Here is a 26,249-nt window from a genome sequence, read left to right as displayed (position 1 = left end):
ATTACTTCGAGATCGTGCCGACAACCCCTGCGCCGACGGTACGACCGCCTTCACGGATGGCGAAGCGCAGGCCGGCATCCATGGCGATCGGCGCGATCAGCTTGACGCCGAGCTTCACATTGTCGCCGGGCATGACCATCTCGGTGCCTTCGGGAAGGATCACTTCGCCGGTCACGTCCGTGGTGCGGAAGTAGAATTGCGGGCGATAGTTGGCGAAGAACGGGGTGTGACGGCCGCCTTCTTCCTTCGACAGGACATAGACTTCCGCGTCGAATTCGGTGTGCGGGGTGATCGTGCCGGGCTTGGCCAGAACCTGGCCGCGCTCGACTTCTTCACGCTTCGTGCCGCGCACCAGGGCGCCGATATTGTCGCCCGCACGACCTTCGTCGAGCAGCTTGCGGAACATTTCCACGCCGGTAACGGTGGTCTTGGCGGTGTTCTTCAGGCCGACGATCTCGACTTCTTCACCAACCTTGATGATGCCGGTTTCGACACGGCCGGTGACGACGGTGCCGCGACCGGAGATCGAGAACACGTCTTCGATCGGCATCAGGAAGGGCTTGTCGATCGGACGTTCCGGCTGCGGGATCCAGCTATCGACAGCGGCCATCAGCTTCAGAACGGCGTCATGGCCGATTTCCGGGGTCTTGTCCTGCAGCGCGGCAACGGCCGAGCCGGGGATGACGGGGATGTTGTCGCCGTCGAAATCATAGCTGCTGAGCAGTTCGCGGATTTCCAGCTCGACCAGCTCAAGGATTTCGGCGTCGTCGACCAGGTCGACCTTGTTCATGAACACGACAAGCTGCGGCACGCCGACCTGGCGGGCGAGCAGGATGTGCTCGCGGGTCTGCGGCATCGGGCCATCGGTGGCCGACACGACCAGGATCGCACCGTCCATCTGCGCGGCGCCGGTGATCATGTTCTTCACATAGTCAGCGTGGCCGGGGCAGTCGACGTGCGCATAGTGGCGCGCTTCGGTTTCATATTCGACGTGGGCGGTCGAGATCGTGATGCCGCGCTCACGCTCTTCAGGCGCCTTGTCGATATTGTCGTACGACGTGAAGGTCGCGCCGCCGGTTTCGGCCAGCACCTTCGTGATCGCCGCGGTCAGCGAGGTCTTGCCATGGTCAACGTGACCGATGGTGCCGATGTTGCAGTGCGGCTTGTTCCGCTCAAACTTAGCCTTAGCCATTTTATCCTACCTTCTAATCAAAATCAGCTTGGGTCTGACCGCTCGGCCGCGCCTCGCGAAGGCGCGTCCATAGCAGCAAATTTACAGATTACCAGCCCCTAACCGAGCCGTTTGCACGGCTCGGCGCGGGAAAATCATCAGGCCATCTTCGCCTTGACTTCGTCCGCCACATTCTGCGGCACTTCGTCATAGTGCGAGAAGATCATCGAGTAGTTCGCACGCCCCTGGGTGAACGAACGCAGCGAGTTCACATAGCCGAACATGTTGGCCAGCGGCACCATCGCCTCGACCACCTGCGCGTTGCCGCGCGTATCGGTGCCCTGGATCTGGCCGCGACGGCTGTTCATGTCGCCGATGACGTCGCCCAGATATTCCTCCGGGGTGACGACCTCGACCTTCATGACCGGCTCCAGCAGGGTGATGCCCGCCTTTTGCGCCGCTTCGCGCATGGCGGCGCGGCCGGTGATTTCGAACGCCAGCGCCGACGAGTCGACGTCATGATAGGCGCCGTCATACAGGTTGATTTCGAAATCGATGATCGGGAAGCCGATCAGCGAGCCGGTGGCCGCCGTTTCGCGCATGCCCTTTTCGATCGCGGGGATATATTCCTTGGGAATATTACCGCCCTTGATCTCATCCTTGAAGATGATGCCCGCGCCGCGTTCGCCCGGCGTCAGCTTCACCTTGATGCGGCCGAACTGGCCGGTGCCGCCCGACTGCTTCTTGTGGGTATAGTCGACGTCGACGGCCTTCTTGAGATATTCGCGATAGGCCACCTGCGGCGCACCGACATTCGCCTCGACCTTGAACTCACGCTTCATGCGGTCGACCAGGATTTCGAGATGCAGTTCGCCCATGCCCTTGATGATGGTCTGGCCCGATTCATGATCGGTCGACACGCGGAAGGACGGATCTTCGGCAGCCAGGCGGTTGAGCGCGACGCCCATCTTTTCCTGGTCGGCTTTGGTCTTGGGTTCGACCGACAGTTCGATGACCGGCTCAGGGAATTCCATCCGCTCCAAAATGATCGGCTTGCGCTCGGCGCACAGCGTATCCCCGGTGGTGGTTTCCTTCATCCCGGCCAGCGCCACGATGTCGCCGGCATAGGCGGCGTCGATGTCCTCACGCGAGTTCGCGTGCATGAGGAGCATACGACCGATCTTTTCCTTCTTGTCCTTGACCGAGTTCAGATAGGTGCCCTTGGTCAGGGTGCCCGAATAGACGCGCAGGAAGGTCAGCGAGCCGACGAACGGATCGTTCATGATCTTGAACGCGAGGCCCGCGAACGGCGCATCGTCGGCGGTCGGGCGGCTGTCGGGTTCGTCGGTGTCGGGGTTGATGCCCTGCACGTCCTCGATGTCGAGCGGCGAAGGCAGATAGTCCACGACCGCGTCGAGCAGGGGCTGCACGCCCTTGTTCTTGAACGCCGAGCCGCACAGCACCGGCACGAACGACTGGTTCAGCGTGCCCTTGCGGATCAGCTTCTTGAGCATCGCGGTGTCGGGCAGATTGCCTTCCAGATAGGCTTCCATCGCCTCGTCATCCTGTTCGACGGCGAGTTCGATCAGCTTTTCGCGATATTCGGCGGCCTTGTCGGCCAGGTCATCGGGGATCGCTTCATAGCTGAACTCGGCGCCAAGATTTTCATCCTTCCAGATGATGGCGCGATTTTCGACCAGATCGACCAGGCCCTTGAATTCCGATTCCGCACCGATGGGCAGATAGAGAACGGCCGGGATCGCGCCCAGGCGATCGATGATCGTCTGCACGCAATAATAGAAGTTGGCGCCGGTGCGGTCGAGCTTGTTGATGAAGCACATCCGCGGCACCTTATACTTGTCCGCCTGGCGCCACACGGTTTCCGACTGCGGCTCCACGCCGGCAACGCCGTCGAACGCGGCGACCGCGCCGTCGAGCACGCGCAGCGAGCGTTCGACTTCAATCGTGAAGTCGACGTGGCCGGGGGTGTCGATGATGTTCAGGCGGTGATCGTTCCAGATGCAGGTGGTCGCAGCCGACGTGATGGTGATGCCACGCTCCTGCTCCTGCTCCATCCAGTCCATGGTGGCGGCGCCGTCATGGACTTCGCCGATCTTGTAGGACTTGCCGGTGTAGTAAAGGATACGCTCGGTCGTGGTGGTCTTGCCGGCGTCGATATGCGCCATGATACCGAAATTGCGATAGCGTTCGAGCGGATGGCTGCGGGCCATGATGCTTCTCCGTTGCCGGCGCGCCGGCGGTTGGGGATTCGTGTGATCTGGGGTGGCCCCTAAACCAATCCGTTCGCCATGGGTAGCCACCCATGGCGAACGGATCGATCTTCAAAGCCGAATGGCGAGGCGGGCACGGTTGCGCCCGCCCCTTCCTTACCAGCGATAGTGCGAGAAGGCGCGGTTCGCTTCCGCCATGCGGTGCGTGTCTTCGCGCTTCTTGACCGCATTGCCGCGGTTGTTGGCAGCGTCCAGCAACTCACCCGACAGCCGTGCGGCCATCGTGGTTTCGCTGCGGTTGCGCGCGGCGGTGATCAGCCAGCGAATCGCCAGAGCCTGCGAACGCTCAGGGCGGACTTCGACAGGAACCTGGTAGGTCGCACCGCCGACGCGGCGGCTGCGGACTTCGATGCCGGGCTTGATGTTGTTGAGCGCATCATGGAACAGGCCGATCGGATCCTTCTTGGCGCGGGTCTCGACGGTTTCGAGAGCGCCATAGACGATCGATTCAGCGACGGCTTTCTTGCCGTCCTGCATGATGGAGTTCATGAATTTCGACAGCACGATATCACCGAACTTGGGATCGGGCAGGATAACGCGCTTTTCGGGGCGACGACGACGTGACATATTATTGTTCTCCCCTTACTTCGGACGCTTCGCGCCGTATTTGGAACGGCTCTGCTTGCGATCCTTGACGCCCTGGGTATCCAGAACGCCGCGAAGAACGTGATAGCGCACGCCCGGAAGATCGCGCACACGACCGCCACGGATCAGCACGACGCTGTGTTCCTGGAGGTTATGGCCTTCACCCGGAATATAGGTGATGACTTCGCGCTGGTTGACCAGACGCACTTTCGCCACCTTGCGAAGCGCCGAGTTCGGCTTCTTCGGGGTCGTCGTATAGACGCGGGTGCACACGCCGCGCTTTTGCGGGTTCGCATCCATGGCAGGGACCTTGGACTTGGTCTTCTGCAGTTCGCGGCCCTTGCGGACCAACTGGTTGATCGTTGGCATGAAGCCCTTCACCTTTTCAGTTACTTTACCGGCATCCCCAGTCTCATGCCGCCTGGAAATATCCCAAACGGCAAAGGCCCCGGTGGGCAAGTGCCCCCTGGAGCCGCAAGAGCACCCGGTAATGTTCAGCTCGTGTGGCGCCCAGCCATATATCGCAAGGAGACGAGTCTTCGCACGGCAGACCTCTGGGCAGGGCGGGCCTATAGCGATGTGGCAACAAAGGGTCAAGCGGCCCACCAGCCCCGCGCCGCAGCAGCAGCAGCAGCATTTCAACAGCTTAGGAAATTCGTAACCTCGACAATCTATCCTTGGCCCTGCGCAGCAGGGACGAAATGTGAACGATCTATCCACTTACACCGGCGAATTTCATGATCGTGTGCGGGAATCGGCTTTCCAGGCCGAGCGCCTGGACGAATCCCGCCGCCATGCAAGGCTGCTGTTCCAGTTGTCCGCCTGCCTCAATGCGCTGTTCCTGCTGAGCGACTGGCGCTTTGCCGGGACGCCGCATTTCTGGGTGGCGGTGACGGCAAGGGTCGCGGTCGTCCTCTGGTCGCTCTATTGCCTCTCGCTCTGTCGGCGCATGACCAGCTTCGCGGCGGTCGAGCGCATCTGCTTTGCCTGGCAGGTCGTGACCGCGATCGGCGTCGCCTTTCTCGTCAGTTCGCGCAGCGACATCGCCATCTTCGTGCTGGTGATGCTGCCCGTCGTCTTTTATCTGGTGGTGCCGAGCAGCTTCCGGGGCAATGTCGGCGGCGGACTGGGCTGCGGCATGCTGCTGCTGATCGGCTATCTCGCCCCGGCGCCGCTCACCGCGACCACGCCCGGCATGATATTGGCCTTTCTGATCCTGCATTGCGCCATGTGGATCGCGATCGCGCGCAACAACCGGCTCCAGCGGCAGGAATGGACCGCCGGGCAACTGGCGCGCGCCGCGCAGGCCGCGCTGGCCGACAGCCGCGACACGCTCGAACGGATGTTCATGGCGGTGCCCCTGCCCCTGGCGGTCACGCGCCGCGACGGCAGCGTGCTGCGGCTCAATCGCGCCGCAGTCGAGGATTATGCGACAGGACGGGATGCCACGCTCGACAATGTCAATCCCACCTATGTCGATCCGCTGGTGCGCGACCAGATGTTCGAACGGCTCGACCGCGGCGAGGTGATCGACAATTTCGAATGCCGCCTGCGCCACAGCGACGGCAGTATCCGCAGCGCGCTTTTGTCCTCGCGCCCGATCGTGATCGACGGCGAAGCCTGTTTCATGACCAGCATGGTCGACATTACCGAGCGCAAGGAGACGGAAGGGCGGCTGGAGCGGCTGGCGATGACCGACGCACTGACCGGCCTTGCCAATCGCGCGCATTTCATGGCGGCCGTGACCCAGGTGGCGGCCGCGCCCGGCGGGAAAGCGGGCAACCCCACCCAGTCGGCCGTGCTGCTGATCGACCTTGACGAATTCAAGCGGGTCAATGACACCGCCGGCCATGACGCGGGCGACGCGCTGCTTTGCGCGGTCGCGAACCGGCTGCGCCACGCGCTGCGCCCCGGCGATCTGGTTGCGCGCATGGGCGGCGACGAATTTGCCGTGCTGCTCACCCGCCTGCCCGATGCCGACGCGATCCACGCCATCCTGACACGGATCACCGAGCATCTTCATGCCCCCTTCCATTATCGCGGGCGGCCGATCGAAAGCCGGGTCAGCATTGGCGTCGCCCTCTTCCCCGATCATGGGGACGAGGTCGATTCGCTCATCAAACATGCCGACATCGCCCTGTACCATGCCAAGAATAGCGGGCGCGGGCGCGCCACCCTGTTCGGTCCCGGCCTGCTCGATAGCTGGGAACGCGAGGCCGCGATGCTGGATCGCGCGCGCCATATCCTGACCCAGGAGCGGCCCACCCCCTGGTATCAGCCCAAGATCGCGCTCGACAGCGGCAAGCTGGTCGGGTTCGAGGCGCTGTTCCGCTGCCCCGCCGACAATGGCGTGCTGATCATGCCGGGCGATATCGCCGCCGCGTTCGAACATCCCGAACTTGGCCCCGCCATCACCGCGCAGATGATGGACGGCGTCGTCACCGACTGCATCCGCTGGCGCGCCGCCGGGCTGGATTTCGGCCATGTCGCGATCAACGTGTCGGGCGCCGACCTTAATGACGACAGCTTTGCCGACCGGCTGCTGGACCGGCTGGCCCTGGCCGGGCTGCCGCCTGCGGTGATCGAACTGGAAGTGACCGAATCGGTCTTTCTGGGCCGCAATGCCGATCGGGTCGGGCGTGCGCTCCAGACATTGAGCGATGCCGGGGTGGCGATCGCGCTCGACGATTTCGGCACCGGCTACGCCTCGCTCTCCCACCTCAAGCAGTTTCCGATCGACGTGATCAAGATCGACCAGCGCTTCGTGCGTGACCTGGAAACCGACCCGGAGGACGCCGCCATCGTCCGCACCGTGCTCAACCTCGCCTACAGCCTTGGCATCCGTACCGTGGCGGAAGGCGTGGAAACGCAGGCGCAGGCCGATTATCTGCGCGCGGGCGGTTGCCATTATGGCCAGGGTTTTCATTTCGGCGCGGCCATGCCGATGGACGCGATCGACGCGATGCTGAAGGCCCAGCGCCCGTGCGCGACGCCCCAGGACATATCCCTGCAAAAGTGAAAAATATCGTCATGGAGACGGAACCAAAGCGGCCGTGCTTCATTTGGGCGTATTCCGCTTTCGATTCGTCACGAGTCCGCAACGACGGATTCGCGCGACTGGCCCGGTTTTGCTACCGGCCCGACTCGCAAATAAAAACGCGGGGTCGCATTGTCGCATCAGAAGAAGAAAGGGCTCGCCGGCCTGTCCGACCGGCTGAACGCCCTCTGCCCTGAGCGGGAGATTTTCCTGCGGTCCGGCGGGCAGGTGAAGTTCATCCGCATTTCCCGTCGCGCGCAACTGGCCGCCGCCGGCTTTCTTTCTGTCGCGCTGATCGGCTGGGCCGGCGTCACCCTATCGATGGTGGCGAACAACAGCGCCGTCGCGCAACAGCGCGCCGCGCTCGCCGCACAGGGCCAGTCGGTCGCCAAGGCCGCCGGCAAGGTTGCTGATTATCGCAAGTCGGTCGAGGATCTGGCCCAGGACCTGGAAGCCCGCCAGGACTTCATGGACGACCTGTACAAGACTCATTTCGGCACCGAGGAAGGCAATGCCGCAGGCGCCGATCTGGTCGGCCCCGCCAGGGAAGAGAAGAAGGGCAGCCTGACCACCAAGATCAGCATGGCGCCCGAAGCCGCCCCGCTGGTCCGGCTGGAGCAGCGCCAGCGCCGCTTCGCCCTGCTGCTGACCCATGCGGTCGAGCGCCGGGCGGACAAGGCCGCCGCCGCCATCCGCAGCTTTGGCCTGAACCCCGACAATCTCGCTCGCAGCGCCGCCCGCGCCCAGGGCGGCCCTTTCGTGCCGTGGAAGGGCGAGAAGGGCGCGCTGACCAATGAACTGGAACATCTGGCCGATGCGATGTCGCGGATGGAGTTTCTGGAGCGCAGCCTGCTGACCATCCCGTCGGGCCGCCCGACCGGATCGCCGATGCTGACCAGCAGCTATGGCTATCGGCGCGACCCGTTCAACGGCCATGCCGCCTTCCATGCCGGCCTCGACTTTCCCGGCCGCTACGGCCAGCCGATCAACGCCGCCGCCGACGGCAAGGTCAGCTATGTCGGCCAGCGCCAGGGCTATGGCAATGTGGTCGAGGTCGACCATGGCAATGGCATCATGACCCGTTATGCCCATCTGTCCGGCTTTGCTGCCCATGTGGGAGAGGCGGTCGCGCGCGGCGACACGATCGGCCGCATGGGATCGACCGGCCGATCGACCGGCACCCATCTGCATTTCGAGGTCCGGCTGAACGGCCAGGCCGTCAATCCCCGCCCCTTCCTGGAGGCCCGCCAAGATGTTCTCCAAGTCCAGCAAGTCGCCACGGCCCGCTTCGCCGACGTCCGCGACCGGGGGTAAAAGCATCCCCTTCTCGCTGATCGGCAGCGATGTGACGATCAGCGGCAACCTGTCCGCCAGCGTCGACCTGCATGTCGATGGCGCGATCGAGGGCGACATAAGCTGCGCCGCGCTGGTGCAGGGCCCCGACAGCCGCATCACCGGCCATGTCACCGCACAGAGCGCGCGCCTCGCCGGCCTTGTCGACGGGTCGATCACCGCCGGGGAACTGGTGGTGGAAAGCAGCGCCCGCATCACCGGCGATGTCGTCTATGAACGCATCACGATCGAACCGGGCAGCCGCGTCGAAGGCCGCTTCCGCCCCAAGGACAGCGACGCCCCGGCCCCCGAACTCAAACTGATCGCCAACGACAGCGCGGGATGACCCCGGATTGACCCACGCCCGTCCTTGCGCGCGCAGCGAGCCGAAGGCGGACGAAGCACATGTACGTCATCAAACTCTAACCATATTTGTCACTGGCACCGCTGTCGCCCCGCGCCTACGCCCCGCGCCATCATCCGATGGGAAAGGTGCGCCATGGACGATTTCGAACTCTGGCCCGACTTCTGGCCCGACATCCGGCGTTTCCTGCTGGGCTTTACCGGCGGCGGCATCCTGATCGGCCTCTACACGCTGGTCAGCGTCCGACCGCTGCCCTGAAGAGGCCCATGCCCGGCCTGCGCGGGTGGCGGGCTGCCGGCTTTTCGCCATCATATCCGGGCGAAGATGCCATGGCAGCCTGAGATCGCGACCAGGCCGCCCGATCCCCCCTTTTCACCGCATCCCGGCCGCTACTTTTTCGGCCGCCGTCATCACGCGCAATATATTCTCGCCGGCCAGTTTCGCGACGTTGGCGTCGCTCCAGCCGCGTCGCATCAGTTCGGCGAGCAGGGCAGGATAGGTGTCGACCCCGCCCAGTCCCTGCGGCAACGATCCCACGCCGTCATAGTCGCTGCCCAGCCCCACATGGTCGACGCCGGCCACTTTGGCGATATGGTCGATATGGTCGGCGACCTGCGCCAGCGTCACCACCGGCTCCGGGTTCGCCTGCTCCCACGCCGCCAGCGCCCGCTTCGCCGCCGCCGGATCGCCGATATGGAGGCCGCCAAAGGGCGGCGCATTGTAGCGGGCGATCTCCGCGCTGCGATTGGCGCTCCAGACGCGGCGTGCTTCCGACACATATTGCGGCGCATAATTGACCATCACCACGCCGCCATTCGCCGCCACCTGTTGCAGCACGGCGTCGGAAACGTTGCGCGGGCTGTCGCACAGCGCCCGCGCGCTGGAGTGGGAGAAGATCACCGGCGCCCGGCTGACCCGCAGCGCGTCCAGCATCGTCGCCTCGCTGACATGGCTGAGGTCCACCAGCATCCCCAGCCGGTTGAGTTCCGTCACCACGCTTTCCCCGAACGGGGTCAGGCCGTCATGTCGCGGGTCGTCGGTCGCGCTGTCGGCCCAGTCGGTCGTCCGGCTGTGGGTCAGGGTCAGATAGGATGCGCCAAGGTCATGATAGGCGCGCAGCACCGCCAGGCTGCCGTCGATCTGGCCGCCGCCCTCCACCCCGATCAGCGACGCGATCCGGCCCGCCCTGTGCGCGGCGCGGACCTGCGCGGCGGTGGTGACGAAGGCGAAATCGCGCGGGTAGCGGCGCGCGAAACTATGGGCCAGGTCGATCTGCTCGATCGTGTCGCGCACCTGTTGCAGGGGCGACAGGTCGGCCGATACCCAGACCGACCAGAATTGCCCGCCGACCCCGCCCGCGCGCAGCCGGTCGATGTCGCTATGATAGCGGGCGGGATCGAGCCGGCGCAGGTCCATGGTCCAGCGGGCCTCCTTCGCCTTTTCGGCCAAGGCTTCGGGCCAGTCATTATGGCCGTCGATCAGGGGCGTGGCCTTCAATATCCTGGCGATCCGCGCGGCATGGGGATCGGGCGCGGCCTGGGCGGGCAGCGCGGCGAGGAGGAGTGGCAGCAGGGCCAGGGACAGGCTTTTCATCGCGTGCAGGCTAGGGCCGTGTCGAGGCAAGTCAATCGCCGCGCGCGATGACAGGAAGGGCTTTCCCCGCTCGCCTCGCCCGCTTATCCTGCCATGCAATGATGATCGATCCGCTCGTCCTGCTTCAGGCCTATTCCATCGGCGTATTCCCCATGGCCGACGATCGCGAGGCGGAGGAGGTCTATTGGGTCGAGCCGAAGCAGCGGGCGATCCTGCCACTGGACGCTTTTCACCTGTCCCATTCGCTGGCCAAGGTCATCCGCCGTGATCGCTTCCGCGTCACCGCCAACCGCGCCTTCGGCCGCATCCTGGCGCTCTGCGCGCAATCGGCGCAGGACCGCCCCTCCACCTGGATCAACCATGCGATCGAGCGCGCCTATGGCCATTTGCACGACGCCGGTTTCGCCCATTCCATCGAGATATGGGAGGGGGACGAACTGGTCGGCGGCCTGTATGGCGTCGCGCTCGGCCGCGCCTTCTTTGGCGAATCGATGGTGTCGCGCCGCACCGATGCGTCGAAGGTGGCACTGGCCTGGCTGGTGGCGCGGATGCGTTACGCCGGCTTCACCTTGCTGGACTGCCAGTTCATGACCGATCATCTGCGCAGCATGGGCGCGGTGGAGATCAGCCAGCGCGCCTATCTTCAGTTGCTGGGCGGCGCGGTTGCGGGCGTGGCGCTGGGCGCGGGGGCTTCGCTGTCGGGTTCGGGCGCAGCGGCGGAACTGGCGTTCGATCCGCTGGCGCGGGCCCCGGCGGCGACAGGTTCGCCCTTGGCCCCCAGCTTCACCGTATCCGGCCCGGTTTCGGGCCAGGCCATCGCGCAGCTCCTGACCCAGACATCATAGATCGGGTGCTGAACCACATTGCGGTCGGGCCGGTCGCGGAACAGCCAGCCGGAAAAGGCGCGGCGCCATTTGCCATCGGCGCTGGAGCGCACGTCCAACTGCACGAAGGCGCCGGTATCCTGCACATTTTCCCATGGCGCGGTGGTTTCGCAGGCCTGCAAGCGCACGATCGCGTCACCCGCGCGCAACGCTTCACCCGGCTTCATCGTCAGGTCGCGGGTCAAGCCGTTGCGTTTGTTGAGCAGGCCGATCACCGCCGTCCGCTCCGCCATGGGCGTGCCGGGCAAAGCGCCACCGGCGGCGGACCGGATCGGCGCGCCTTCGACCTTGACCGGCCCGGTCAGATTGCCGGCAGGCACATCATTCCTGCCGCACGCGGCCAGCGCCAGCGCACAGGACAGAAGGGGCAGATGCAGCAGGATCGACGAAACATCCCCCGCCGGACGCCGGATCATGCCGCGTCGGGGCTCCACGCCTCATAGTCGCCGGTCGCCCTCTGGCGCTGACCGCCCTTTTCGAGCGCGCCGGACGGACGATAGGCGTTGACGGTGCCAGTGGCGTTGGGGGTAAAATCCCTTTCCCAGATACGCGGCGGCGGCAGGAAACTTTCCGGTGCCCCCTCGATCGAATGGTGCAGCCAGCCATGCCATTCGGCCGGCACGCGGCTGGCGTCGTTCGCGCCATTATAGATCACCCAGCGGCGCGTCAGGCCATTGGGATCGGTGCCGCCCTGATAATAGACATTGCCCTGATGGTCCTCCCCCACCTTCGTGCCCTTGCGAGAGGTGAAGAGCGCAGTGCCGATGGTCGCGCCATCCCACCAGGTGAAGATCTTGCCGAGGATACCCATGGCCCACGCGCTTAGCCGCTGAGACGGGCGCGGGCAAGGCGTTTTGGGCATGTGCTGTCGCACATTTCGGCCGCACCGGCCCGCTCCCCCGCGCATTTTTCAAAGGGGACTTTATCTGGACGGGGCCGGGCAGAAATTGCGGTCGGTCGCGACCTTGGCCGCCGGCACCGCACAGCCGCCCCAGTTGACCATATCGCCCTCCGCAATGCCAAGGTCCGCCGCGCGCCCGCCACGCAGTTCCAGCACGGCGGCCACGGGCACGCCGGCCGACACCGGGATGCGGGAATAGGGCTGCGCATTGCTTTTCAGGAAGGCGATCGTCCCGTCAGTATGGATGAACAGCATGTCGAGCGGGATCAGCGTATCCTTCATCCAGAAACTCGCCGTGCGCGGCGGCTCCATCGGAAACAGCATCCCGCCGTCCGCGGGCAGATCCTTGCGGAACATCAGCCCCTTTTCCTGTTCCTGCGGCGTCGCCGCCACTTCGACATCGAAGCGGTGCACGCCCTTGGCGGTGCGGATCACGACCGGGAGAAGGGCGGGCACGGCCTGCGCCTGCGCGCCATTGTCGGGCGCGGGCTTGGGGCCGGAACAGGCGGCCAGCAGGCCGAGGGCGAGAAGGGCGGGCAAGCGGATCATGGACGCCATGCCTAATGCGATTCGCGGAATATGGGGAGGGAGTTAACCTTCAATATGCCGGGCGGCGATGGCTGGCGTCGCGCAGAGGAACCCTATCCCCCTACCCGACCGCCGGTTCCAGCAGCCTTATCGTCCCCGCAGCCGCGTCGATTTCCGCCGGCACGCCCAGCGGCAGGCTATATTGATTGGCGACATGGCCGAACTGGCCACCCTGAAAGGCCGGGATGCCCAGCGGTTCGAGATGCTGTTGCAGCACCTGCGACAGGGTGAAGCCGCCATAGCTGGCGCCGGCCGGGCCACAATCGGTGCACTGGCCGAACGCCACCCCCGCCAGCTTCCCCAGCACGCCGCCCAGTGCCAACTGGGTCAGCATCCGGTCGATGCGATAGGGTTGCTCGCCAATATCCTCGACAAACAGGATCGCGCCGCTGAAATCGGGCAAATAGGGCGTGCCCATCAGCGCCGCCAGCACGGTCAGGTTGCCGCCCAGCAGCCGCCCGCGCGCCAGACCGGGGCGAAAGGTGCGGATGCGCCCGGCGCGCTGGACCAGCCGGTCCTCATGCCCTGGCGGCGTCGACAGGGTGGGCGTCGCGCCGTCAAAGGCGAGCGCGCGAAAGGCGTCCCAGCTAAAGCTGCCCCAACTGCTTGCGGCATTGGGACCGTGAATGGTGGTGAAGCCCGCCTTCGCCGCAAAGGCCAGATGCAGTGCGGTGATGTCCGAAAAGCCGATCAGCAGCTTGGGATTTTTGCGGATCAGGGCGAAATCCAGCAGCGGCAGGATGCGCGCGCAGCCCCAGCCGCCACGCACCGCGAACACCGCCTTGACCTGCGGGTCGGCGAACATCGCATGGAGGTCCGCCGCGCGATCCCGGTCCGTGCCCGCCAGATAGCCGTAGCGCCCCGCCAGATGCGGCGCGGCCCTGGGCTTGAGGCCCATCGCGACGATGGTTTCCATGACAGGATCGAGATCGAACGCATCGTCGGTAAAGCCGGCCGGCTCGATCAGGCCGACCATGTCGCCCGGCCGCAGCCGCGCGGGCTTCACCAGCCCCGTCGCCGCGACCGCAGGCGCCTTGCCCGCCGCCAGCAGCGCGCCCATCCCGGCGATCCAGCCGCGTCGGTCCAGCCGCAGCATCAATAGGCGCTCCCGTCCCTGTGGCGATAGCCGCCGCGCGACCAGAGCAGGTCGATGTCGGGATAGTGGCAATCGCCCGTGGGCGGCCGGCCGACCGCGACATAGACGCAATCGACCGCGCCTTCATTGACCAGATGATGGCCGTTCGGCTCGCCCTTCGGGAACGCCGCCATGTCGCCCGGCCGCATCAGGGTACGCGCGCCTTCCTCCACCAGCATCGCTTCCCCCGCCAGCATGACGACGACCTCATCCTCATCCTCATGCCAGTGGCGGTGGGCCGATGCCGCGCCGGGTTTCAGCACGACATGGCTGACGCCGAAGTCGGACAGGCCGGTCGCCGGTCCCAGCCGTCGCACCCATCGCTGCGCGACGATGGCCGCATGGTCGGCCGGATAGCCGGTGCTGTTGGTCTGTGCGATGCCGTCCAGTTCGATACGGGGCATGGGTTCACTCCTCCTGCCGCTGGCCAAGGGTCGAGGCTTTCGCTAACGCGGCGGGATGAGCATGACCAGCACCAATCATGATGTCGTGGCCCTGGCCGAGCGCCTGCTGGCCTGCCCCTCCGTCACCCCGGCGACCGGGGCGGTCTTTACGGCCCTGGAGGCGATGCTGACGCCGCTGGGCTTTACCGTGGACCGCTTCGTGGCGGGGGAGGCCCCTGACGGGCCGGTCGAAAATCTGCTTGCCTGGCGGACCACCGGCGCGGGGCCGCATTTCGCCTTCGCCGGGCATCTGGACGTGGTGCCGCCAGGGCCGGGCTGGACCAGCGATCCGTTCGTGCCGGAGATTCGCGGCGACCTGCTTTACGGGCGGGGCGCGGTGGACATGAAGGGATCGATCGCCGCCTTCGTCGCAGCGCTTGCCGACCTGCCCGACGACCTGCCCGGCACGATCAGCCTGATCATCACCGGGGACGAGGAAGGGCCGGCGGTCCATGGCACACTGGCGCTGATGGACCGGATGGCGGCGCGCGACCTGCGCCCGGACCTGTGCCTGGTGGGCGAGCCGACATCGTCGGCGCGGCTGGGCGATGTGGTGAAGATCGGCCGGCGCGGGTCGGTGAACATGTGGATTCGCGTGGCTGGCAGCCAGGGCCATGTCGCCTATCCGCATCTGGCCGACAATCCGATCCCCAGGCTGGTGCGCATCCTGACCACCATCGAAGCGGAAGTGCTGGACGAGGGGACCGACTGGTTCCAGCCCAGCAATATCGAGATCACCGACCTGGAAGTCGGCAATGTCGCGCATAATGTGATCCCAGGCGCGGCGACCGCGCGCATATCGATCCGCTTCAACGACCAGCATACAGGCGCGTCGCTGATCGCGCGGATCAAGGAGATCGCGGCTGTCGAAGGCGGCACGGTGGAAGCGAAGATCAGCGGCGAATCCTTCCTGACCGCGCCGGGCGCGTTCAGCGACCTGGTGCGCGGCGCGATCCGCGATGTGACCGGGGTGGAAACGGAATTGTCCACGACGGGCGGCACGTCCGACGCGCGCTTCCTGTCGCGGCTATGCCCGGTGGTGGAGTTCGGGTTGAACAACGCGACCATGCACAAGCTGGACGAGGCGGTCGCGGTGCAGGATCTGCGCGACTTGCAGCGGATCTACGCACTGGTGGTGGAGCGGGCGCTGGGGTGAGCGGCGTAGGCGATTCGGCCGTTATCGACCAGTTGTTGCCACTCTCGCTTTCGTTCACGCTCCTGATTGCGGACGTTAGTCTGTGAGACTGCGACCTCCTTCAAAAGGCGCTCTGCGATGAAAATGTCCGGCGTGAGAGCCGTTCAGTTATACTTTACTAATATCCTATACGCTTAAAAGATGGCATTCTCTTGGAAGAAGCATCTTTGGCAAAGCGTGCTGCTGGCGTTAGTCGGACCATTGCTGGGTAGCATTATCCTGATAACTGCTTTCCCCGGAATGGCGGTATTCGCGCTTTTTTGGCCCTTGTTCCTGTCGGCTGCTTACTATATAGGTTTTCTTCCTAGTCTCGCTACATCACTATACCTCTTGTATGCTGCTCGCGTGATGCGCCCCATCATTGCAGTCGTTTCGACGGCTGCGGCTGGCGCGGTATTCACGGCGGCATGGGTCGGGTGGAATTTTGGTTTAGAGAAAGACATGTCCGCCGTGGTAATAGGGTGCGGAAGTGGATCAGCGCTGGTCTGCGCTGTTCTCATCGTCGCAGCGAAGCAGAGGTCAGCCCAACAGACTGGCAGTTAGCGCTCTGCAACGCCCAAAAGCCGCCGGTCCGAAATCCACCCAAGCCCGCCACTCTACCCCGCGTCGCGGACCTGCCCTCTGTCCTGCACGCCGAATTGTGCCAGATATGCCTGCTCGCCGGTCGGGCGGGCCAGGTGATAGCCCTGGAACAGGGTGCAGCCGATCACGCGCAGCACGTCCATCTGCGCTTCGCTTTCGACGCCTTCGACCACCACTTCCATGCCCAGACCCTGGACCAGCCCGACGACCGCCGAGCAGATGGTGCGCGCTTCGGCCGAGGTGGCGATGTCGCGGACCAGGCTGCGGTCGATCTTGACCCGGTCAACGGGCAGTTCCTTCAGCCGTGACAGGTTGGAATAGCCGGTGCCGAAATCGTCGATCGCAACGCAGACGCCATCGCGACGCAGCGCCCCCAGTTGCTCCAATATGCGCGGTTCCATCTCCATCGCCAGCGATTCGCTGATCTCCAGCTCCAGCATGGCGGGCGGCGCGGCATGGGTGGCGATGGCGTGGCGCAGGCGCAGGAAGAAGTCGGGCTGGCCCAGTTCGCGGGTGGAAATGTTGATCGCGATGCGCTGGCTGATGCCCGCATTTGCCCAGCGCGCGGCGGTCTGGCACACCTTGTCCATCACCCAGTCGCCCAGCGCGACGATGACGCCGCTTTCTTCCGCCACAGGCACGAAGGCGCCGGGCATGACGATGTTGCGTTCAGGATGCGCCCAGCGGACCAGCGCTTCGGCGGCCACCGCGCCGCCGCTGACGATGTCGATCTGCGGCTGGAATTCCAGCAGAAACTCGTCCCGTTGCAATCCGACCAGCAGGTCGCGCTCCAGTTCGGCCTTGTCCTCCGCCGCCAGCGCCATCGCATCGGTATAGATTTCCGCCCGGCCACGCCCCTGATTCTTGGCATGATACATGGCCGTGTCGGCCGCGCGCAGCAGCCCGGCCAGCGTGTCGCCATGGTCGGGGTAGCAGGCGATGCCGATCGACGCGCCCAGTTCGACATGCTGGCTGCCCAGGTCAAACCGTTCCCCCAGCGCGAACTGGATCGCGCGCGCGATCCGCTGCGCCGCCGCCCGGCCGCTCAGCCGCGGAAAGAACATGGTGAATTCGTCGCCAGCCAGCCGTCCGATCACGGCGTCGCTACAGCCGGTGCTGACCTGCGTCATCACCACTTCGCGCAGCCGGCCGGCAACCCGTGCGAGCAACTGGTCGCCCGCCGCATGGCCCAGCGTGTCGTTGACCGATTTGAACCCGTCGAGGTCGATGAAGAAAAGTGTGGGCGTGCCATTGTCGTCATGGTCGGCCAGCAGCCGTTCGACCTGCCGACAAAAGCTGGTGCGGTTGGCAAGGCCGGTGATCTGGTCGAACAGGGCCAGCGCCTGCACATGGTCGAGATTGGTGCGCACCTGGCTGAACAGGCTTTCCAGCGCCACCGACAGGTCGGGCAGTTCATGGGCGATCCCGCCCGGCACCGGCGATTGCAGGTCGCCATGGGCGGCGGACAGCAGCCGTTCGGTCGCCGCGTCGATGGCGGTCGCGGTGGTGGCGATGGTGCGGCGGGCCGACGCCCAGCTCATCGTGCCGCACAATATGGCGATGATCAGCGCGCGGCCGACCTGGAGCAGGTCGTCCTCCTGCCCCGGCGTATAGCCCAGCACCAGCGACAGGATGAACACCAGCGCCCCCGCGGCGCAGGCGAAGGCAGCGGCGCGGCTTTTCAACGTCACGCCCTGCATGTGTCTCCCTGCCCCGCTGCGGCCTCCACGCTTGAGGCCCGATCCGCGGAACATGAAGGACGGTGGTTAAGAAAAGATCAGCAAGCCCACAGAAAAACGTTACTTTTTGCGACGCAAGATCAAATAGAGCGCCCCGTCGCCGCCATGACGCGGATGGGCGATGCGGACGCTGGCGATGCGATCGGCATAGGGGCTGGTTTCGAGCCAGTGGCCGATTTCGCCACGAATCGCGCCCCGGCGGGCGCCTGCGCCGGTGGCGGCGCTTTTGGGCGGCTTGCCGGTCACGACCAGCAGCACGCGGGCGTCGCGTGCCAGCCCCTGGGCAATCGCCTGGTTAAGCTGCGCATGGGCGGCGGCGAGCGTATGGCCATGCAGGTCGATGCTCATGTCGGGGCTGATCGTGCCGCCCCGAATGCGCCTTTCCCAGCCGCTGTCCAGCACGGCGGCAGGGGGTTTTAGCGGCGGTGCGGCAATCGGCCGTTGTGGCGGAAGCGTTAACCCTTTTGGCGCCGGACGGGGCGCGGGATCGGGCACCGCGGGCGTGGCCATCGCCTCCTGCGTCGCGGGCCGCGCAACCGGCCGCGCATTGGGCCGTATCGGCCGGACGCTGCGGATCAGGGCGTTCCATAGCGCTTCCTCGTCGGTCGAGAGCCGTCTGCGGGCCATGGTTCAGGGCCGGGAAAGGCGCGCCGTCGACCCGATCGGCAGCAGGATAAGGGCGCTGCCCCGCGCCGACATGCCCCCGGCGATGCCCCGCGCCCGCGCGCCCGCCCCCCAGAAGCTGTCGAAGCGGTTCGCGCCCTTGATCGCCCCGCCCGTATCCTGCGCGATCCAGATGCCATTGGGTTCGGCGCGGTCGAGCGAGAGCAGCACCGGCGCGCCCAGCGGCACGAATTTGGGGTCCGCCGCGACCGTCGCCTCCGCCGTCACCGGCACGCCCAGCGCGCCCAGCGGCCCGGCGCCGGTCAGTTCGCGGAAAAAGACGAAGCTCCTGTTTTCGTTCATGATTTCCGCGCCATCGACCGGGTTGGCGCGCAGATATTGCATGATATCCTGCATCGATCCGGCCTGGATCAGGCCACGATCCTTCATCAGCTTGCCGATGCCGGTATAATCGCGGCCATTCTGCCCGTCATAGCCGATCCGCATGACGCTGCCGTCGGGCAGGTTCAATCGGCCGCTGCCCTGCACCTGGAGGAAGAAGAATTCGACCGGGTCTGCCGCCCAGGCCAGTTCCAGCCCGCGTCCGGCAAGCGACCCGGCAACGATCTGGCTGCGATCGTCATAGGGAACGAATTTGCTGCCCTTCACCTTGCCCCGGATCGTACGGCCTTTCAGACTGTCGCTGAACTGGCCGAGATCGGCATCGATCAGGTCGGTCGGGCGGCGGTAGATCGGCACCGCATAGCCGGGCTGGCGGGTCCGCGATCCGGCGATTTCGGGTTCATAATAGCCGGTGACGAAGGCCGCGCCGTCGCCCACCTGCACCGCTTCGAAATAGCGGGCGAAAAATTCGCTGGCCGATGCTTCGGGCCAGCTCGACGCGGCGGCGCAGGCGTTGTTCCAGTCGGCTCCCCTGGTCAGCCCGCTCGCGTCGGCCCGGCGCATCAAGGTGGGGCAGGACAGGCGGAACGCCGTGAGCGCGAGGCGCGACCGATCGCCCGATGGCATCAGGCTGGCAATGTCGGGGCCGCGCGTGACGCCCATGCCGGCAGCGGTGCCCCTGTCGAGTGCAGGATCGGTCGGCAGGTCTATCGGCAGGGTCGGGCGCGGCGTGGCGGGAACGGGACGGGTCGCGCTGCCCGGCGATGGGGGGCCGGGCGATGTGGGCCGGCCTGGGGCGGGGCCGCCGGCGGAGGGAGGAATGACGCCCCCGGCGCAGGCCGACAGCAGCAGCGCCGCAAGCAGCGCGGCTCCCGATTGACGCCGCATCACGCCCGAAATCACGCTTCGTCGGTTTCGCTGAGCTTCCAGTTGGGATCGGCGCTGCGAATATCGCGGCTGAAGGTCCAGATATCCTTGGTGCCTACAGCATCGGTCATGGAACCGGCGACGACGGTGCCGTCCTTGTCGCGGGTGATGGCGGCAATGTCCGCCTCGAACCGCAGGGTCACTTCGGCGATACGGCCGTTGAGCGCGGCTTCGACGATCTGCGCCTTTTCGATGCGGACCAGCCGGTTGTCGAGGACATGGCCATCGGCTTCGCGCGCGGCGATCGCTTCCTCGAACGAAGCGCGGACATCATCGTCGCACAGCCAGGCCAGTTCATCGCGATTGCCGCGCCAGAAGGCTTCCAGCACCATCTTGTACGCGCTCTTGGCGCCTTCGACAAATTGCGGCACGTCGAAGCTGCGGTCGGCGGCGATCAGCGCGCGCACACCATTTTCGGCACCCGGCGCGATCAGCCCTTCGGCCAGCCGCACCGCGTCGCCACTACCCTGCCCCACCGGGCCGGGTTGCAGCACCGTCACCTTGGGCCGTTCGTCCGCCGCGCGCGGCGCAGGCTCCTGCTCATGCCCGGTGCGCTTGCCGAGCACGGAATAGAGCCGCAGCGCCAGAAAGCCGGCGATCATGGCGAGGATGACGATCACATACACGGAAGGCTATACCCTTTGTGTGGGGACAATGTTCCGTCCAACATAGGCATGTTTGCGCGCAACTTCAAATAGAGCCTTGTCTTTGTGTCCCGAATGGCAGGTGCGTCGCCATTGCCCTGTTCCCACGCCCCTGCTAAGCGCGCGGGTCGATACAGACGGGGGCGTTCCGCCACCGACCAGAGGGAAGTCTAGGGAAGAACATGGCCGACGAAACGGATCACATCACCACCAGCCTGGGCAATGGCGCCGACACCGCGCCGCAGATCGCGCTGATCAGCCAATATGTGAAGGATCTGTCGTTCGAAAATCCGAACGCCCCGGCCGTGTACCAGTGGCAGGACCAGCCGCAGATCGACGTGCAGTTCAATATCGGGGCCGAAAAGGTCGGCGAGGAAGTGCTGGAAATCGCGCTGAAGATCGACGTGAAGGCGGTCGCGCCGCAGGGCACCGCCTTTGCCGTCGAACTGCTCTATGCCGCCATTTTTGGGATGCGCAACGTGCCGGAGGATCAGGTCCAGCCCTTCATGCTGGCCGAAGCGCCGCGCCTGATCTTCCCCTTCGCCCGCCGCGTGCTGGCCGACGCGATCCGCGACGGCGGCTTCCCGCCGCTGCTGCTCGACCCGATCGATTTCGGGGCGCTGTACCTGCAACAGGCGCAGCAGATGGAAGTGACGTCGGGCGAGCCGGCCGGTCACGCCTGATTTTTCATGCTGCAGCTTCCGTTCGCCCTGTTTGAACGAGTCACGCGCCTCGTTCAAATGTCGAAGGGCGCGGCTGAGCGAAGCGACGCCACTTCGCTTCGCTCAGTGCAGGGCTTCGACTTCGCTCAGCCCGAACGGAGGATTGCATGAAACTGGTCCGCGCGCTTGGTTCGGTGGGCGGACTGACGCTGGCCAGCCGGGTGCTGGCGCTGGTGCGCGATTCGCTGGCGGCGCGCTATGTCGGCGCGGGCTTTGCGTCGGATGCGTTCAACGGCGTCGCCTTCCGCCTGCCCAACATGTTCCGCGCGCTCTTTGCCGAGGGCGCCTTTGCCGCCGCCTTCGTGCCGCTATTCAACAAAAGGGCGGCGGGCGAGGGCGGATTGCCAGCCGGCTATGATTTCGCCGAGCGGGCGCTCGCGGTGCTGCTACCCGTCCTGATCCTGTTCACGGCCATCCTGATCGCCGCCGCCTGGCCGATCACCTGGGCACTGTCTGGCGGCTTTGCGCGCCAGAATCCGAGCGCGGAGCAATTCGCCTTCGCGGTCATGCTCTCGCGCATCACCATTCCCTATCTGGCGCTGATCAGCCTGGCCTCGCTGCTGGGCGGCATATTGAATTCGCTCGACAAATTCTGGGTCAATGCTGCCGCGCCGATATTGCTGAACCTGTCGATGATCGTGGGCCTGTGGGTCTTTCATGGCGCGGACGAATATGAGACGGCGCGGGTGCAGGCGATATCGGTGACGATCGGCGGCGCGCTGCAACTGCTCTGGCTGATCTGGGCGTGCCGGCGCGCGGGCGTGTCGATGAGGTTGAAGCGCCCGCGCCTGGACAAGGATGCGCGCGAATTGCTGCGCAAGATCTTGCCGGCGGCCGCGGGGGCTGGCGCGTCGCAGATCAACCTGCTTGTCTCCACCGCCCTGTCGGGCTGGCTGCTGGCGTCCGGTTCGATCACCTATATCTATTATGCCGACCGGCTGAACCAGTTGCCGCTGGGCCTGATCGGCATTGGCCTGGGCACCATCCTGCTCCCCACCATTTCGCGCATGTTGTCGAAGGGTGAGGATGCGGCGGCGATGGAGACGCAGAACAGGGGCATCGAACTCGCCCTGTTCCTTACCCTGCCCGCGACCGTCGCCTTTCTGGTGGTGGCGGAACCGATCGTGCGCGGGCTGTTCCAATATGGCCGCTTTACCGCAGAGGACGCGATGCGCTGCGGCTGGGCGCTGTCGGCCTTCTCCATCGGCCTGCCATCTTACGTCCTGGTGAAGGTGCTGACGCCCGGTTATTATGCGCGCGGCGACACGAAAACGCCGGTACGCTATGCCATGCTGTCGATCGTCATCAACATCATCGGCAATCTCGCCATGATCCCGACCCTGGGCCATATCGGCCCGCCATTGGCGACCGCCCTGTCCTCCACCGTCAATGTCGCGATGCTCTATCGCACGCTGGTCAGGCGTGGCCATTTCACCGCCGATGCCGGATTGCGCCGCCGCCTGCCCCGGCTGGCGCTCGCCGCGCTGATCATGGGGGTGGCCCTGTGGACGGGCGAGGGGCTGCTCGATCCCTGGCTGACCGGCGCGATGGTGCAGCGCTATGGCGCGCTGGCCCTGCTTGTCGGCGCGGGCGTGGCGCTGTACGGGCTGGCCTCCTTCGTTACGGGCGCCTATCGGCTGTCCGACATTAAGGCGCTGATGCGCCGCAAAAGTGCAACCTGAATAAGAACGGATACAGACATGCGCGTCCTTTCCGGCATCCAGCCGACCGGCAATCTGCACCTTGGCAACTACCTTGGGGCGATCCGCAACTGGGTGCGGATGCAGGATGAGATGGACAGCCAGAGCCAGTGCTTCTTCTTCCTGGCCGACATGCATTCGATCACCGTCCATGAGGCCCGCGACCAGCGCATCCGCAATGTCCGCGACATGGCCGCCGCGCTGGTCGCCGCGGGAATCGACCCGGACCGCAGCGTGCTGTTCAACCAGGCGCGGGTGCCCGCCCATGCGGAACTGTGCTGGTTGCTCAATGGCACCGCGCGGATCGGCTGGCTCAACCGCATGACCCAGTTCAAGGACAAGGTCGGCAAGGACCGCGAGGGCGCCTCGATCGGCCTGTTCGTCTATCCGGTGCTCCAGGCGGCTGACATATTGCTCTATAACGCCACCCATGTGCCGGTGGGCGAGGACCAGAAGCAGCATCTGGAACTGTGCCGCGACATTGCCGCGAAGTTCAACAGCGATTTCGGCGTGGACCTGTTCACCCTGCCCGCCCCGATCATCCCCAAGGAATCGGCACGGATCATGTCGCTGCGCGATGGCACGGCAAAAATGTCCAAGTCCGATCCCAGCGACATGAGCCGCATCAACCTGACCGATGACGACGCCGCGATCATGAACAAGGTGAAGAAGGCCAAGACCGATCCCGAACCACTGCCCGAAACGGCAGCCGGGCTGGAAGGGCGACCCGAAGCCGGCAACCTGATCGGCATCTACGCCACCCTGCGCGGCATGACGCCCGATGCGGTGTGCGCCGCGTTCGCGGGCAAGGGGTTCGGCGCATTCAAGCCGGCGCTGGGCGAGCTGCTGGTCGAGACGCTGCGCCCGATTCGCGAACGCTTCCTGGACCTGCGCACCGATGACGCCGCGCTCGACGCGATCCTGGACAAGGGCGCGGCCAGGGCGGCGGCGGCGGCGGAACCCACGCTGCGCGCGGCCTATGATGCGATGGGGCTGATGCGCTGACACGCCGGGGCGTGCCGCACTGAACCCTGACTGATGCACCAGGACATGGGGTTGTCCGCAAGGGCGGCCCCATGTCCTTTGCAAATCAAGCCCTGTCGTCCTGGCAAAGCGCTTTGTCGCCCTTTCCCATGACAGGACGGAAATGCCCTTGCGGCAGCGTCCTAATGACACGAACATGGTTTGCGCCCGTTCGGTCGGTTCGCGCGTTCAAACGATGTTCAGTTGCGTTTTGCTATCGCAGGGCGCAATGATGGTTGAAGGCTCATGCCTGGTACAGGACGCAGAAAAATGACCCGTTTCAAGAAGTTCGGCCTGATTGCGGCGCCTGCTCTGGCGCTGGTGGCGCTGTCGGGATGCACCACCGGCTTCAAGGCCGATGTCGCCCGTTTCCAACAGCTCCCCGCCCCCGCCGGGCAAAGCTACACCATCGTCGCGGACAATCCGCAGCTCGCCGGCGGGCTGGAGTTCGCCCATTATGCCGACATGGTCGGGCAGCGGCTGGCCCAGACCGGCTATGTCCCGGCCAGCGACCCGGCCCGCGCCGACCTGATCGTGCGTGTCGCCTATGATGTCGACAATGGCCGGGAAAAGGTGCGATCGACCGGCGGTGGCTTTGGTCCGGGCTGGGGCCCTGGCTGGGGTGGTCGATTCGGTTATGGCGGCTATTGGGGCCGCCCCTGGGGCTATGGTTTCTATGATCCCTGGCTGTTCGGCGGAGCAGGCTATAACGACGTGTCGAGCTACACCGTCTATACCAGCGACCTCAGCATGAAGATCGACCGCGCGGCCGATAATCGCCGCCTTTTCGAAGGCAAGGCAAGCGCCCAGTCGCTGTCGAACAAGCTGACCTACCTGATCCCCAACCTGATCGACGCGATGTTCACCAATTTTCCCGGTCAGAATGGGGAAAGCGTGAAGATCACCCTGCCACCTGAAAAGAAGGGCTGAAGCCAGGGTTGACCAGGACGATCCAAAGCCCGGCGCTCCCGATGGAGCGCCGGGCTTTTGGCATTATGGATCAGGGAGGGTCTGCACGATTCGCATCCTGTCCTATTTTTCGCTGTTCCCCACGCCCCTGTAGCGGATAGCCTGCTCCCCGTGCGTTGTCATGCAGGCAGCGCCGCCGGGGGATTGCCAAGCTTCATGTCCTTGACCGTCCGCATCCTGATCGCGCTCGCGCTGGGGCTGGCAAGCGGTATCGCCCTGACCGAATGGGGCGGGACATGGGAAGCGCAGGCCGTCGCGATCGCCCAGCCGGTCGGCAAGGCGTGGCTCGGCGGATTGCAGATGCCGCTCATCCCCCTGATCTTCGCGCTGCTGGTGACGGGCATCGCACAGGCGGCGACCACGGCGCGGACCAGCGGCCTGGCCGGACGCGCCATCGCACTGTTCGCGCTGCTGCTGGTCGGTGCGGCGGCGGTGGCGGCCCTGGCCGGGCCACTGCTGCTCCATCTGTGGCCCGTGCCGCCCGGCGCGGTCGGTGCGCTGGCTGGCGCCGGGCCAGCGGCGGACGTGCCGGATGTGCGGCCGTCGGCGGAATGGCTGCTAGGCTTCATCCCGGTCAATCCGATCCGGTCCGCGAGCGAGGGGCAGGTGGTCGCCGTGGTGCTGTTCGCCTTGCTGTTCGGTTTTGCCGTCACCCGCATCGCGCCGGAGCGCCGTGCGCTGCTGACCGGCTTTTTCCAGGCGCTGGCCGACGCACTGCTGATACTGGTCGGCTGGGTGCTGTGGCTGGCCCCGGTCGGCGTGTTCGCGCTGGCGCTGGTGGCGGGCGCGCGATCGGGCCTGGCCACCGCCGGGGCGCTGCTTCACTATATCGGCTTCATCGTGCTGCTCTGCGTCCTGGTGACGTTGCTGGTCTATCCGCTGGTGGTGATCACCGGGCGGATCGCACCAAGCCGTTTCCTGCGCGCCGCCCTGCCCGCCCAGGCCATCGCCTTTTCAACCCAAAGCTCGATCGCATCGCTGCCCGCGATGATCCGGGCGAGCGACGGACCGCTCAAGGTACGCGAAACGACGCGCAGCATCGTCCTGCCACTCGCCATCTCGCTGTTCCGCATCACCAGCCCGCCCGCCAATCTGGGCGTCGCCCTCTATGTGGCGGCGATGAACGGCGTGGCGCTCGGCCCCGCGCAACTGGTGATGGGGGTGGCCGTCGCGGCGATCGTCAGCCTGGCGGCGGTCGGCCTGCCCAGCCAGATCACCTTCTTCACCACCACAGGCCCCATCTGCCTGGCGATGGGCGTGCCGGTGGAAGCGCTGCCCCTGCTGCTGGCAGTGGAGACGGTGCCGGACATTTTCCGCACCGTCGGCAACGTGACGGCGGATATGGGGGTCGCGCGGATATTGGATCAGGCGGGTGAGGCCAAGGCATGAACTGGGTTCCCGCCTGCGCGGGAACAGCGC

24 protein-coding genes and 1 pseudogene are annotated in these 26,249 nt (G+C 65.5%); 11 read left to right on the top strand and 14 right to left on the bottom strand.

What is annotated here, in order from left to right; genetic code table 11:
* Position 1: 1 nt before the first annotated feature.
* The 4 genes from tuf to rpsL all read right to left on the bottom strand — a co-directional run bounded on the left by tuf (position 2) and on the right by rpsL (position 4,416).
* Positions 2–1,192, bottom strand: a complete 1,191-nt coding sequence (gene tuf / locus Q4610_RS05285) for an elongation factor Tu (RefSeq protein ID WP_093020435.1) — start codon at positions 1,190–1,192, stop codon at positions 2–4.
* A 137-nt stretch (positions 1,193–1,329) separates the two neighbouring features.
* The gene (gene fusA, locus Q4610_RS05280; protein ID WP_304534965.1) at positions 1,330–3,402 is read right to left on the bottom strand and encodes an elongation factor G; all 2,073 of its coding nucleotides are present in this window, start codon (positions 3,400–3,402) and stop codon (positions 1,330–1,332) included.
* Between the two features lie 156 nt (positions 3,403–3,558).
* Positions 3,559–4,029 carry a 30S ribosomal protein S7 gene (gene rpsG, locus Q4610_RS05275; protein ID WP_304534964.1) on the bottom strand — a complete coding sequence of 157 codons (471 nt, stop codon included), beginning with the start codon at positions 4,027–4,029 and terminating at the stop codon, positions 3,559–3,561.
* A gap of 15 nt (positions 4,030–4,044) precedes the next feature.
* On the bottom strand, positions 4,045–4,416 hold the full coding sequence (gene rpsL / locus Q4610_RS05270; protein ID WP_004208728.1) for a 30S ribosomal protein S12: 372 nt from the start codon (positions 4,414–4,416) through the stop codon (positions 4,045–4,047).
* Between the two features lie 334 nt (positions 4,417–4,750).
* Here rpsL and Q4610_RS05265 point away from each other — a divergent pair, with 334 nt between their 5' ends.
* The 4 genes from Q4610_RS05265 to Q4610_RS05250 all read left to right on the top strand — a co-directional run bounded on the left by Q4610_RS05265 (position 4,751) and on the right by Q4610_RS05250 (position 9,038).
* On the top strand, positions 4,751–7,066 hold the full coding sequence (locus Q4610_RS05265) for a putative bifunctional diguanylate cyclase/phosphodiesterase (protein ID WP_304534963.1): 2,316 nt from the start codon (positions 4,751–4,753) through the stop codon (positions 7,064–7,066).
* A gap of 150 nt (positions 7,067–7,216) precedes the next feature.
* Positions 7,217–8,398, top strand: coding sequence for a M23 family metallopeptidase (locus Q4610_RS05260; RefSeq protein WP_304534962.1), 1,182 nt, complete (start codon positions 7,217–7,219; stop codon positions 8,396–8,398).
* Positions 8,337–8,762: a bactofilin family protein gene (locus Q4610_RS05255; protein ID WP_304534961.1), complete on the top strand. Its 426-nt coding sequence runs from the start codon at positions 8,337–8,339 to the stop codon at positions 8,760–8,762. Before Q4610_RS05260 ends, Q4610_RS05255 begins: the two co-directional genes overlap by 62 nt.
* A gap of 153 nt (positions 8,763–8,915) precedes the next feature.
* Positions 8,916–9,038: a hypothetical protein gene (locus Q4610_RS05250; RefSeq protein ID WP_304534960.1), complete on the top strand. Its 123-nt coding sequence runs from the start codon at positions 8,916–8,918 to the stop codon at positions 9,036–9,038.
* Positions 9,039–9,152: 114 nt separating this feature from the next.
* Here the strand turns inward: Q4610_RS05250 and Q4610_RS05245 are convergent, their stop codons facing one another.
* Positions 9,153–10,373 carry a dipeptidase gene (locus tag Q4610_RS05245; RefSeq protein WP_304534959.1) on the bottom strand — a complete coding sequence of 407 codons (1,221 nt, stop codon included), beginning with the start codon at positions 10,371–10,373 and terminating at the stop codon, positions 9,153–9,155.
* A 98-nt stretch (positions 10,374–10,471) separates the two neighbouring features.
* Here Q4610_RS05245 and aat point away from each other — a divergent pair, with 98 nt between their 5' ends.
* Positions 10,472–11,218: a leucyl/phenylalanyl-tRNA--protein transferase gene (aat, locus tag Q4610_RS05240; RefSeq protein WP_304534958.1), complete on the top strand. Its 747-nt coding sequence runs from the start codon at positions 10,472–10,474 to the stop codon at positions 11,216–11,218.
* Between the two features lie 35 nt (positions 11,219–11,253).
* Here aat and Q4610_RS05235 read toward each other — a convergent pair.
* From Q4610_RS05235 to Q4610_RS05215, 5 genes and pseudogenes are all read right to left on the bottom strand, one after another.
* Positions 11,254–11,424, bottom strand: a pseudogene (locus Q4610_RS05235) (DUF2155 domain-containing protein); the annotation flags it as partial.
* 245 nt (positions 11,425–11,669) lie between these two features.
* Positions 11,670–12,068: an NADH:ubiquinone oxidoreductase subunit NDUFA12 gene (locus Q4610_RS05230; RefSeq protein WP_304534957.1), complete on the bottom strand. Its 399-nt coding sequence runs from the start codon at positions 12,066–12,068 to the stop codon at positions 11,670–11,672.
* Between the two features lie 111 nt (positions 12,069–12,179).
* Positions 12,180–12,707 (bottom strand): DUF192 domain-containing protein, encoded by a 528-nt coding sequence (locus Q4610_RS05225; RefSeq protein ID WP_304534956.1) that lies wholly within the window; start codon positions 12,705–12,707, stop codon positions 12,180–12,182.
* Between the two features lie 100 nt (positions 12,708–12,807).
* Complete coding sequence (locus tag Q4610_RS05220; RefSeq protein ID WP_304534955.1) at positions 12,808–13,842, bottom strand: S66 peptidase family protein; 1,035 nt, start codon at positions 13,840–13,842, stop codon at positions 12,808–12,810.
* A complete protein-coding gene (locus Q4610_RS05215; RefSeq protein ID WP_304534954.1) occupies positions 13,842–14,285 on the bottom strand; it encodes a cupin domain-containing protein in 444 nt (147 codons plus the stop codon). The genes Q4610_RS05220 and Q4610_RS05215 overlap by 1 nt, the downstream gene beginning before the upstream one ends.
* Positions 14,286–14,340: 55 nt before the next feature.
* On the opposite strand from Q4610_RS05215, the gene dapE reads away from it, so the two are divergent.
* Positions 14,341–15,480, top strand: a complete 1,140-nt coding sequence (dapE, locus tag Q4610_RS05210; protein ID WP_304534953.1) for a succinyl-diaminopimelate desuccinylase — start codon at positions 14,341–14,343, stop codon at positions 15,478–15,480.
* A 635-nt stretch (positions 15,481–16,115) separates the two neighbouring features.
* Here the strand turns inward: dapE and Q4610_RS05205 are convergent.
* The 4 genes from Q4610_RS05205 to Q4610_RS05190 all read right to left on the bottom strand — a co-directional run bounded on the left by Q4610_RS05205 (position 16,116) and on the right by Q4610_RS05190 (position 20,398).
* A complete protein-coding gene (locus Q4610_RS05205) occupies positions 16,116–17,801 on the bottom strand; it encodes a putative bifunctional diguanylate cyclase/phosphodiesterase (RefSeq protein WP_304534952.1) in 1,686 nt (561 codons plus the stop codon).
* Between the two features lie 99 nt (positions 17,802–17,900).
* The gene (locus Q4610_RS05200; protein ID WP_304534951.1) at positions 17,901–18,467 is read right to left on the bottom strand and encodes a Smr/MutS family protein; all 567 of its coding nucleotides are present in this window, start codon (positions 18,465–18,467) and stop codon (positions 17,901–17,903) included.
* A 3-nt stretch (positions 18,468–18,470) separates the two neighbouring features.
* Positions 18,471–19,736 carry a murein transglycosylase A gene (gene mltA / locus Q4610_RS05195; protein WP_304534950.1) on the bottom strand — a complete coding sequence of 422 codons (1,266 nt, stop codon included), beginning with the start codon at positions 19,734–19,736 and terminating at the stop codon, positions 18,471–18,473.
* An 8-nt stretch (positions 19,737–19,744) separates the two neighbouring features.
* A complete protein-coding gene (locus Q4610_RS05190; RefSeq protein WP_304534949.1) occupies positions 19,745–20,398 on the bottom strand; it encodes a Tim44/TimA family putative adaptor protein in 654 nt (217 codons plus the stop codon).
* 200 nt (positions 20,399–20,598) lie between these two features.
* Here Q4610_RS05190 and secB point away from each other — a divergent pair, with 200 nt between their 5' ends.
* The 5 genes from secB to Q4610_RS05165 all read left to right on the top strand — a co-directional run bounded on the left by secB (position 20,599) and on the right by Q4610_RS05165 (position 26,219).
* Complete coding sequence (secB, locus tag Q4610_RS05185) at positions 20,599–21,099, top strand: protein-export chaperone SecB (RefSeq protein ID WP_304534948.1); 501 nt, start codon at positions 20,599–20,601, stop codon at positions 21,097–21,099.
* Between the two features lie 146 nt (positions 21,100–21,245).
* Positions 21,246–22,820, top strand: coding sequence for a murein biosynthesis integral membrane protein MurJ (gene murJ, locus Q4610_RS05180; RefSeq protein WP_304534947.1), 1,575 nt, complete (start codon positions 21,246–21,248; stop codon positions 22,818–22,820).
* Between the two features lie 18 nt (positions 22,821–22,838).
* Positions 22,839–23,843, top strand: a complete 1,005-nt coding sequence (gene trpS / locus Q4610_RS05175) for a tryptophan--tRNA ligase (protein ID WP_304534946.1) — start codon at positions 22,839–22,841, stop codon at positions 23,841–23,843.
* Positions 23,844–24,131: 288 nt separating this feature from the next.
* Positions 24,132–24,791, top strand: a complete 660-nt coding sequence (locus Q4610_RS05170; RefSeq protein ID WP_304534945.1) for a DUF4136 domain-containing protein — start codon at positions 24,132–24,134, stop codon at positions 24,789–24,791.
* 195 nt (positions 24,792–24,986) lie between these two features.
* The gene (locus tag Q4610_RS05165; RefSeq protein ID WP_304534944.1) at positions 24,987–26,219 is read left to right on the top strand and encodes a dicarboxylate/amino acid:cation symporter; all 1,233 of its coding nucleotides are present in this window, start codon (positions 24,987–24,989) and stop codon (positions 26,217–26,219) included.
* Positions 26,220–26,249 lie beyond the last annotated feature (30 nt).

This window comes from Sphingobium cyanobacteriorum, assembly GCF_030580935.1.
GTDB lineage: Bacteria > Pseudomonadota > Alphaproteobacteria > Sphingomonadales > Sphingomonadaceae > Sphingobium > Sphingobium cyanobacteriorum.
The sequence above is the reverse complement of the archived record's forward strand: the minus strand, read 5'-3'. Positions and strand labels throughout refer to the sequence as shown.

Excerpts from the sequence above, each read along its gene's own strand:
- tuf (WP_093020435.1), bottom strand. The coding sequence starts at position 1,192 with ATGGCTAAGGCTAAGTTTGAGCGGAACAAGCCGCACTGCAACATCGGC.
- fusA (WP_304534965.1), bottom strand. The coding sequence starts at position 3,402 with ATGGCCCGCAGCCATCCGCTCGAACGCTATCGCAATTTCGGTATCATG.
- rpsG (WP_304534964.1), bottom strand. The coding sequence starts at position 4,029 with ATGTCACGTCGTCGTCGCCCCGAAAAGCGCGTTATCCTGCCCGATCCC.
- rpsL (WP_004208728.1), bottom strand. The coding sequence starts at position 4,416 with ATGCCAACGATCAACCAGTTGGTCCGCAAGGGCCGCGAACTGCAGAAG.
- Q4610_RS05255 (WP_304534961.1), top strand. The coding sequence starts at position 8,337 with ATGTTCTCCAAGTCCAGCAAGTCGCCACGGCCCGCTTCGCCGACGTCC.
- Q4610_RS05250 (WP_304534960.1), top strand. The coding sequence starts at position 8,916 with ATGGACGATTTCGAACTCTGGCCCGACTTCTGGCCCGACATCCGGCGT.
- Q4610_RS05245 (WP_304534959.1), bottom strand. The coding sequence starts at position 10,373 with ATGAAAAGCCTGTCCCTGGCCCTGCTGCCACTCCTCCTCGCCGCGCTG.
- aat (WP_304534958.1), top strand. The coding sequence starts at position 10,472 with ATGATGATCGATCCGCTCGTCCTGCTTCAGGCCTATTCCATCGGCGTA.
- Q4610_RS05230 (WP_304534957.1), bottom strand. The coding sequence starts at position 12,068 with ATGGGTATCCTCGGCAAGATCTTCACCTGGTGGGATGGCGCGACCATC.
- Q4610_RS05225 (WP_304534956.1), bottom strand. The coding sequence starts at position 12,707 with ATGATCCGCTTGCCCGCCCTTCTCGCCCTCGGCCTGCTGGCCGCCTGT.
- Q4610_RS05220 (WP_304534955.1), bottom strand. The coding sequence starts at position 13,842 with ATGCTGCGGCTGGACCGACGCGGCTGGATCGCCGGGATGGGCGCGCTG.
- Q4610_RS05215 (WP_304534954.1), bottom strand. The coding sequence starts at position 14,285 with ATGCCCCGTATCGAACTGGACGGCATCGCACAGACCAACAGCACCGGC.
- dapE (WP_304534953.1), top strand. The coding sequence starts at position 14,341 with ATGAGCATGACCAGCACCAATCATGATGTCGTGGCCCTGGCCGAGCGC.
- Q4610_RS05205 (WP_304534952.1), bottom strand. The coding sequence starts at position 17,801 with ATGCAGGGCGTGACGTTGAAAAGCCGCGCCGCTGCCTTCGCCTGCGCC.
- Q4610_RS05200 (WP_304534951.1), bottom strand. The coding sequence starts at position 18,467 with ATGGCCCGCAGACGGCTCTCGACCGACGAGGAAGCGCTATGGAACGCC.
- secB (WP_304534948.1), top strand. The coding sequence starts at position 20,599 with ATGGCCGACGAAACGGATCACATCACCACCAGCCTGGGCAATGGCGCC.
- murJ (WP_304534947.1), top strand. The coding sequence starts at position 21,246 with ATGAAACTGGTCCGCGCGCTTGGTTCGGTGGGCGGACTGACGCTGGCC.
- trpS (WP_304534946.1), top strand. The coding sequence starts at position 22,839 with ATGCGCGTCCTTTCCGGCATCCAGCCGACCGGCAATCTGCACCTTGGC.
- Q4610_RS05170 (WP_304534945.1), top strand. The coding sequence starts at position 24,132 with ATGACCCGTTTCAAGAAGTTCGGCCTGATTGCGGCGCCTGCTCTGGCG.
- Q4610_RS05165 (WP_304534944.1), top strand. The coding sequence starts at position 24,987 with ATGTCCTTGACCGTCCGCATCCTGATCGCGCTCGCGCTGGGGCTGGCA.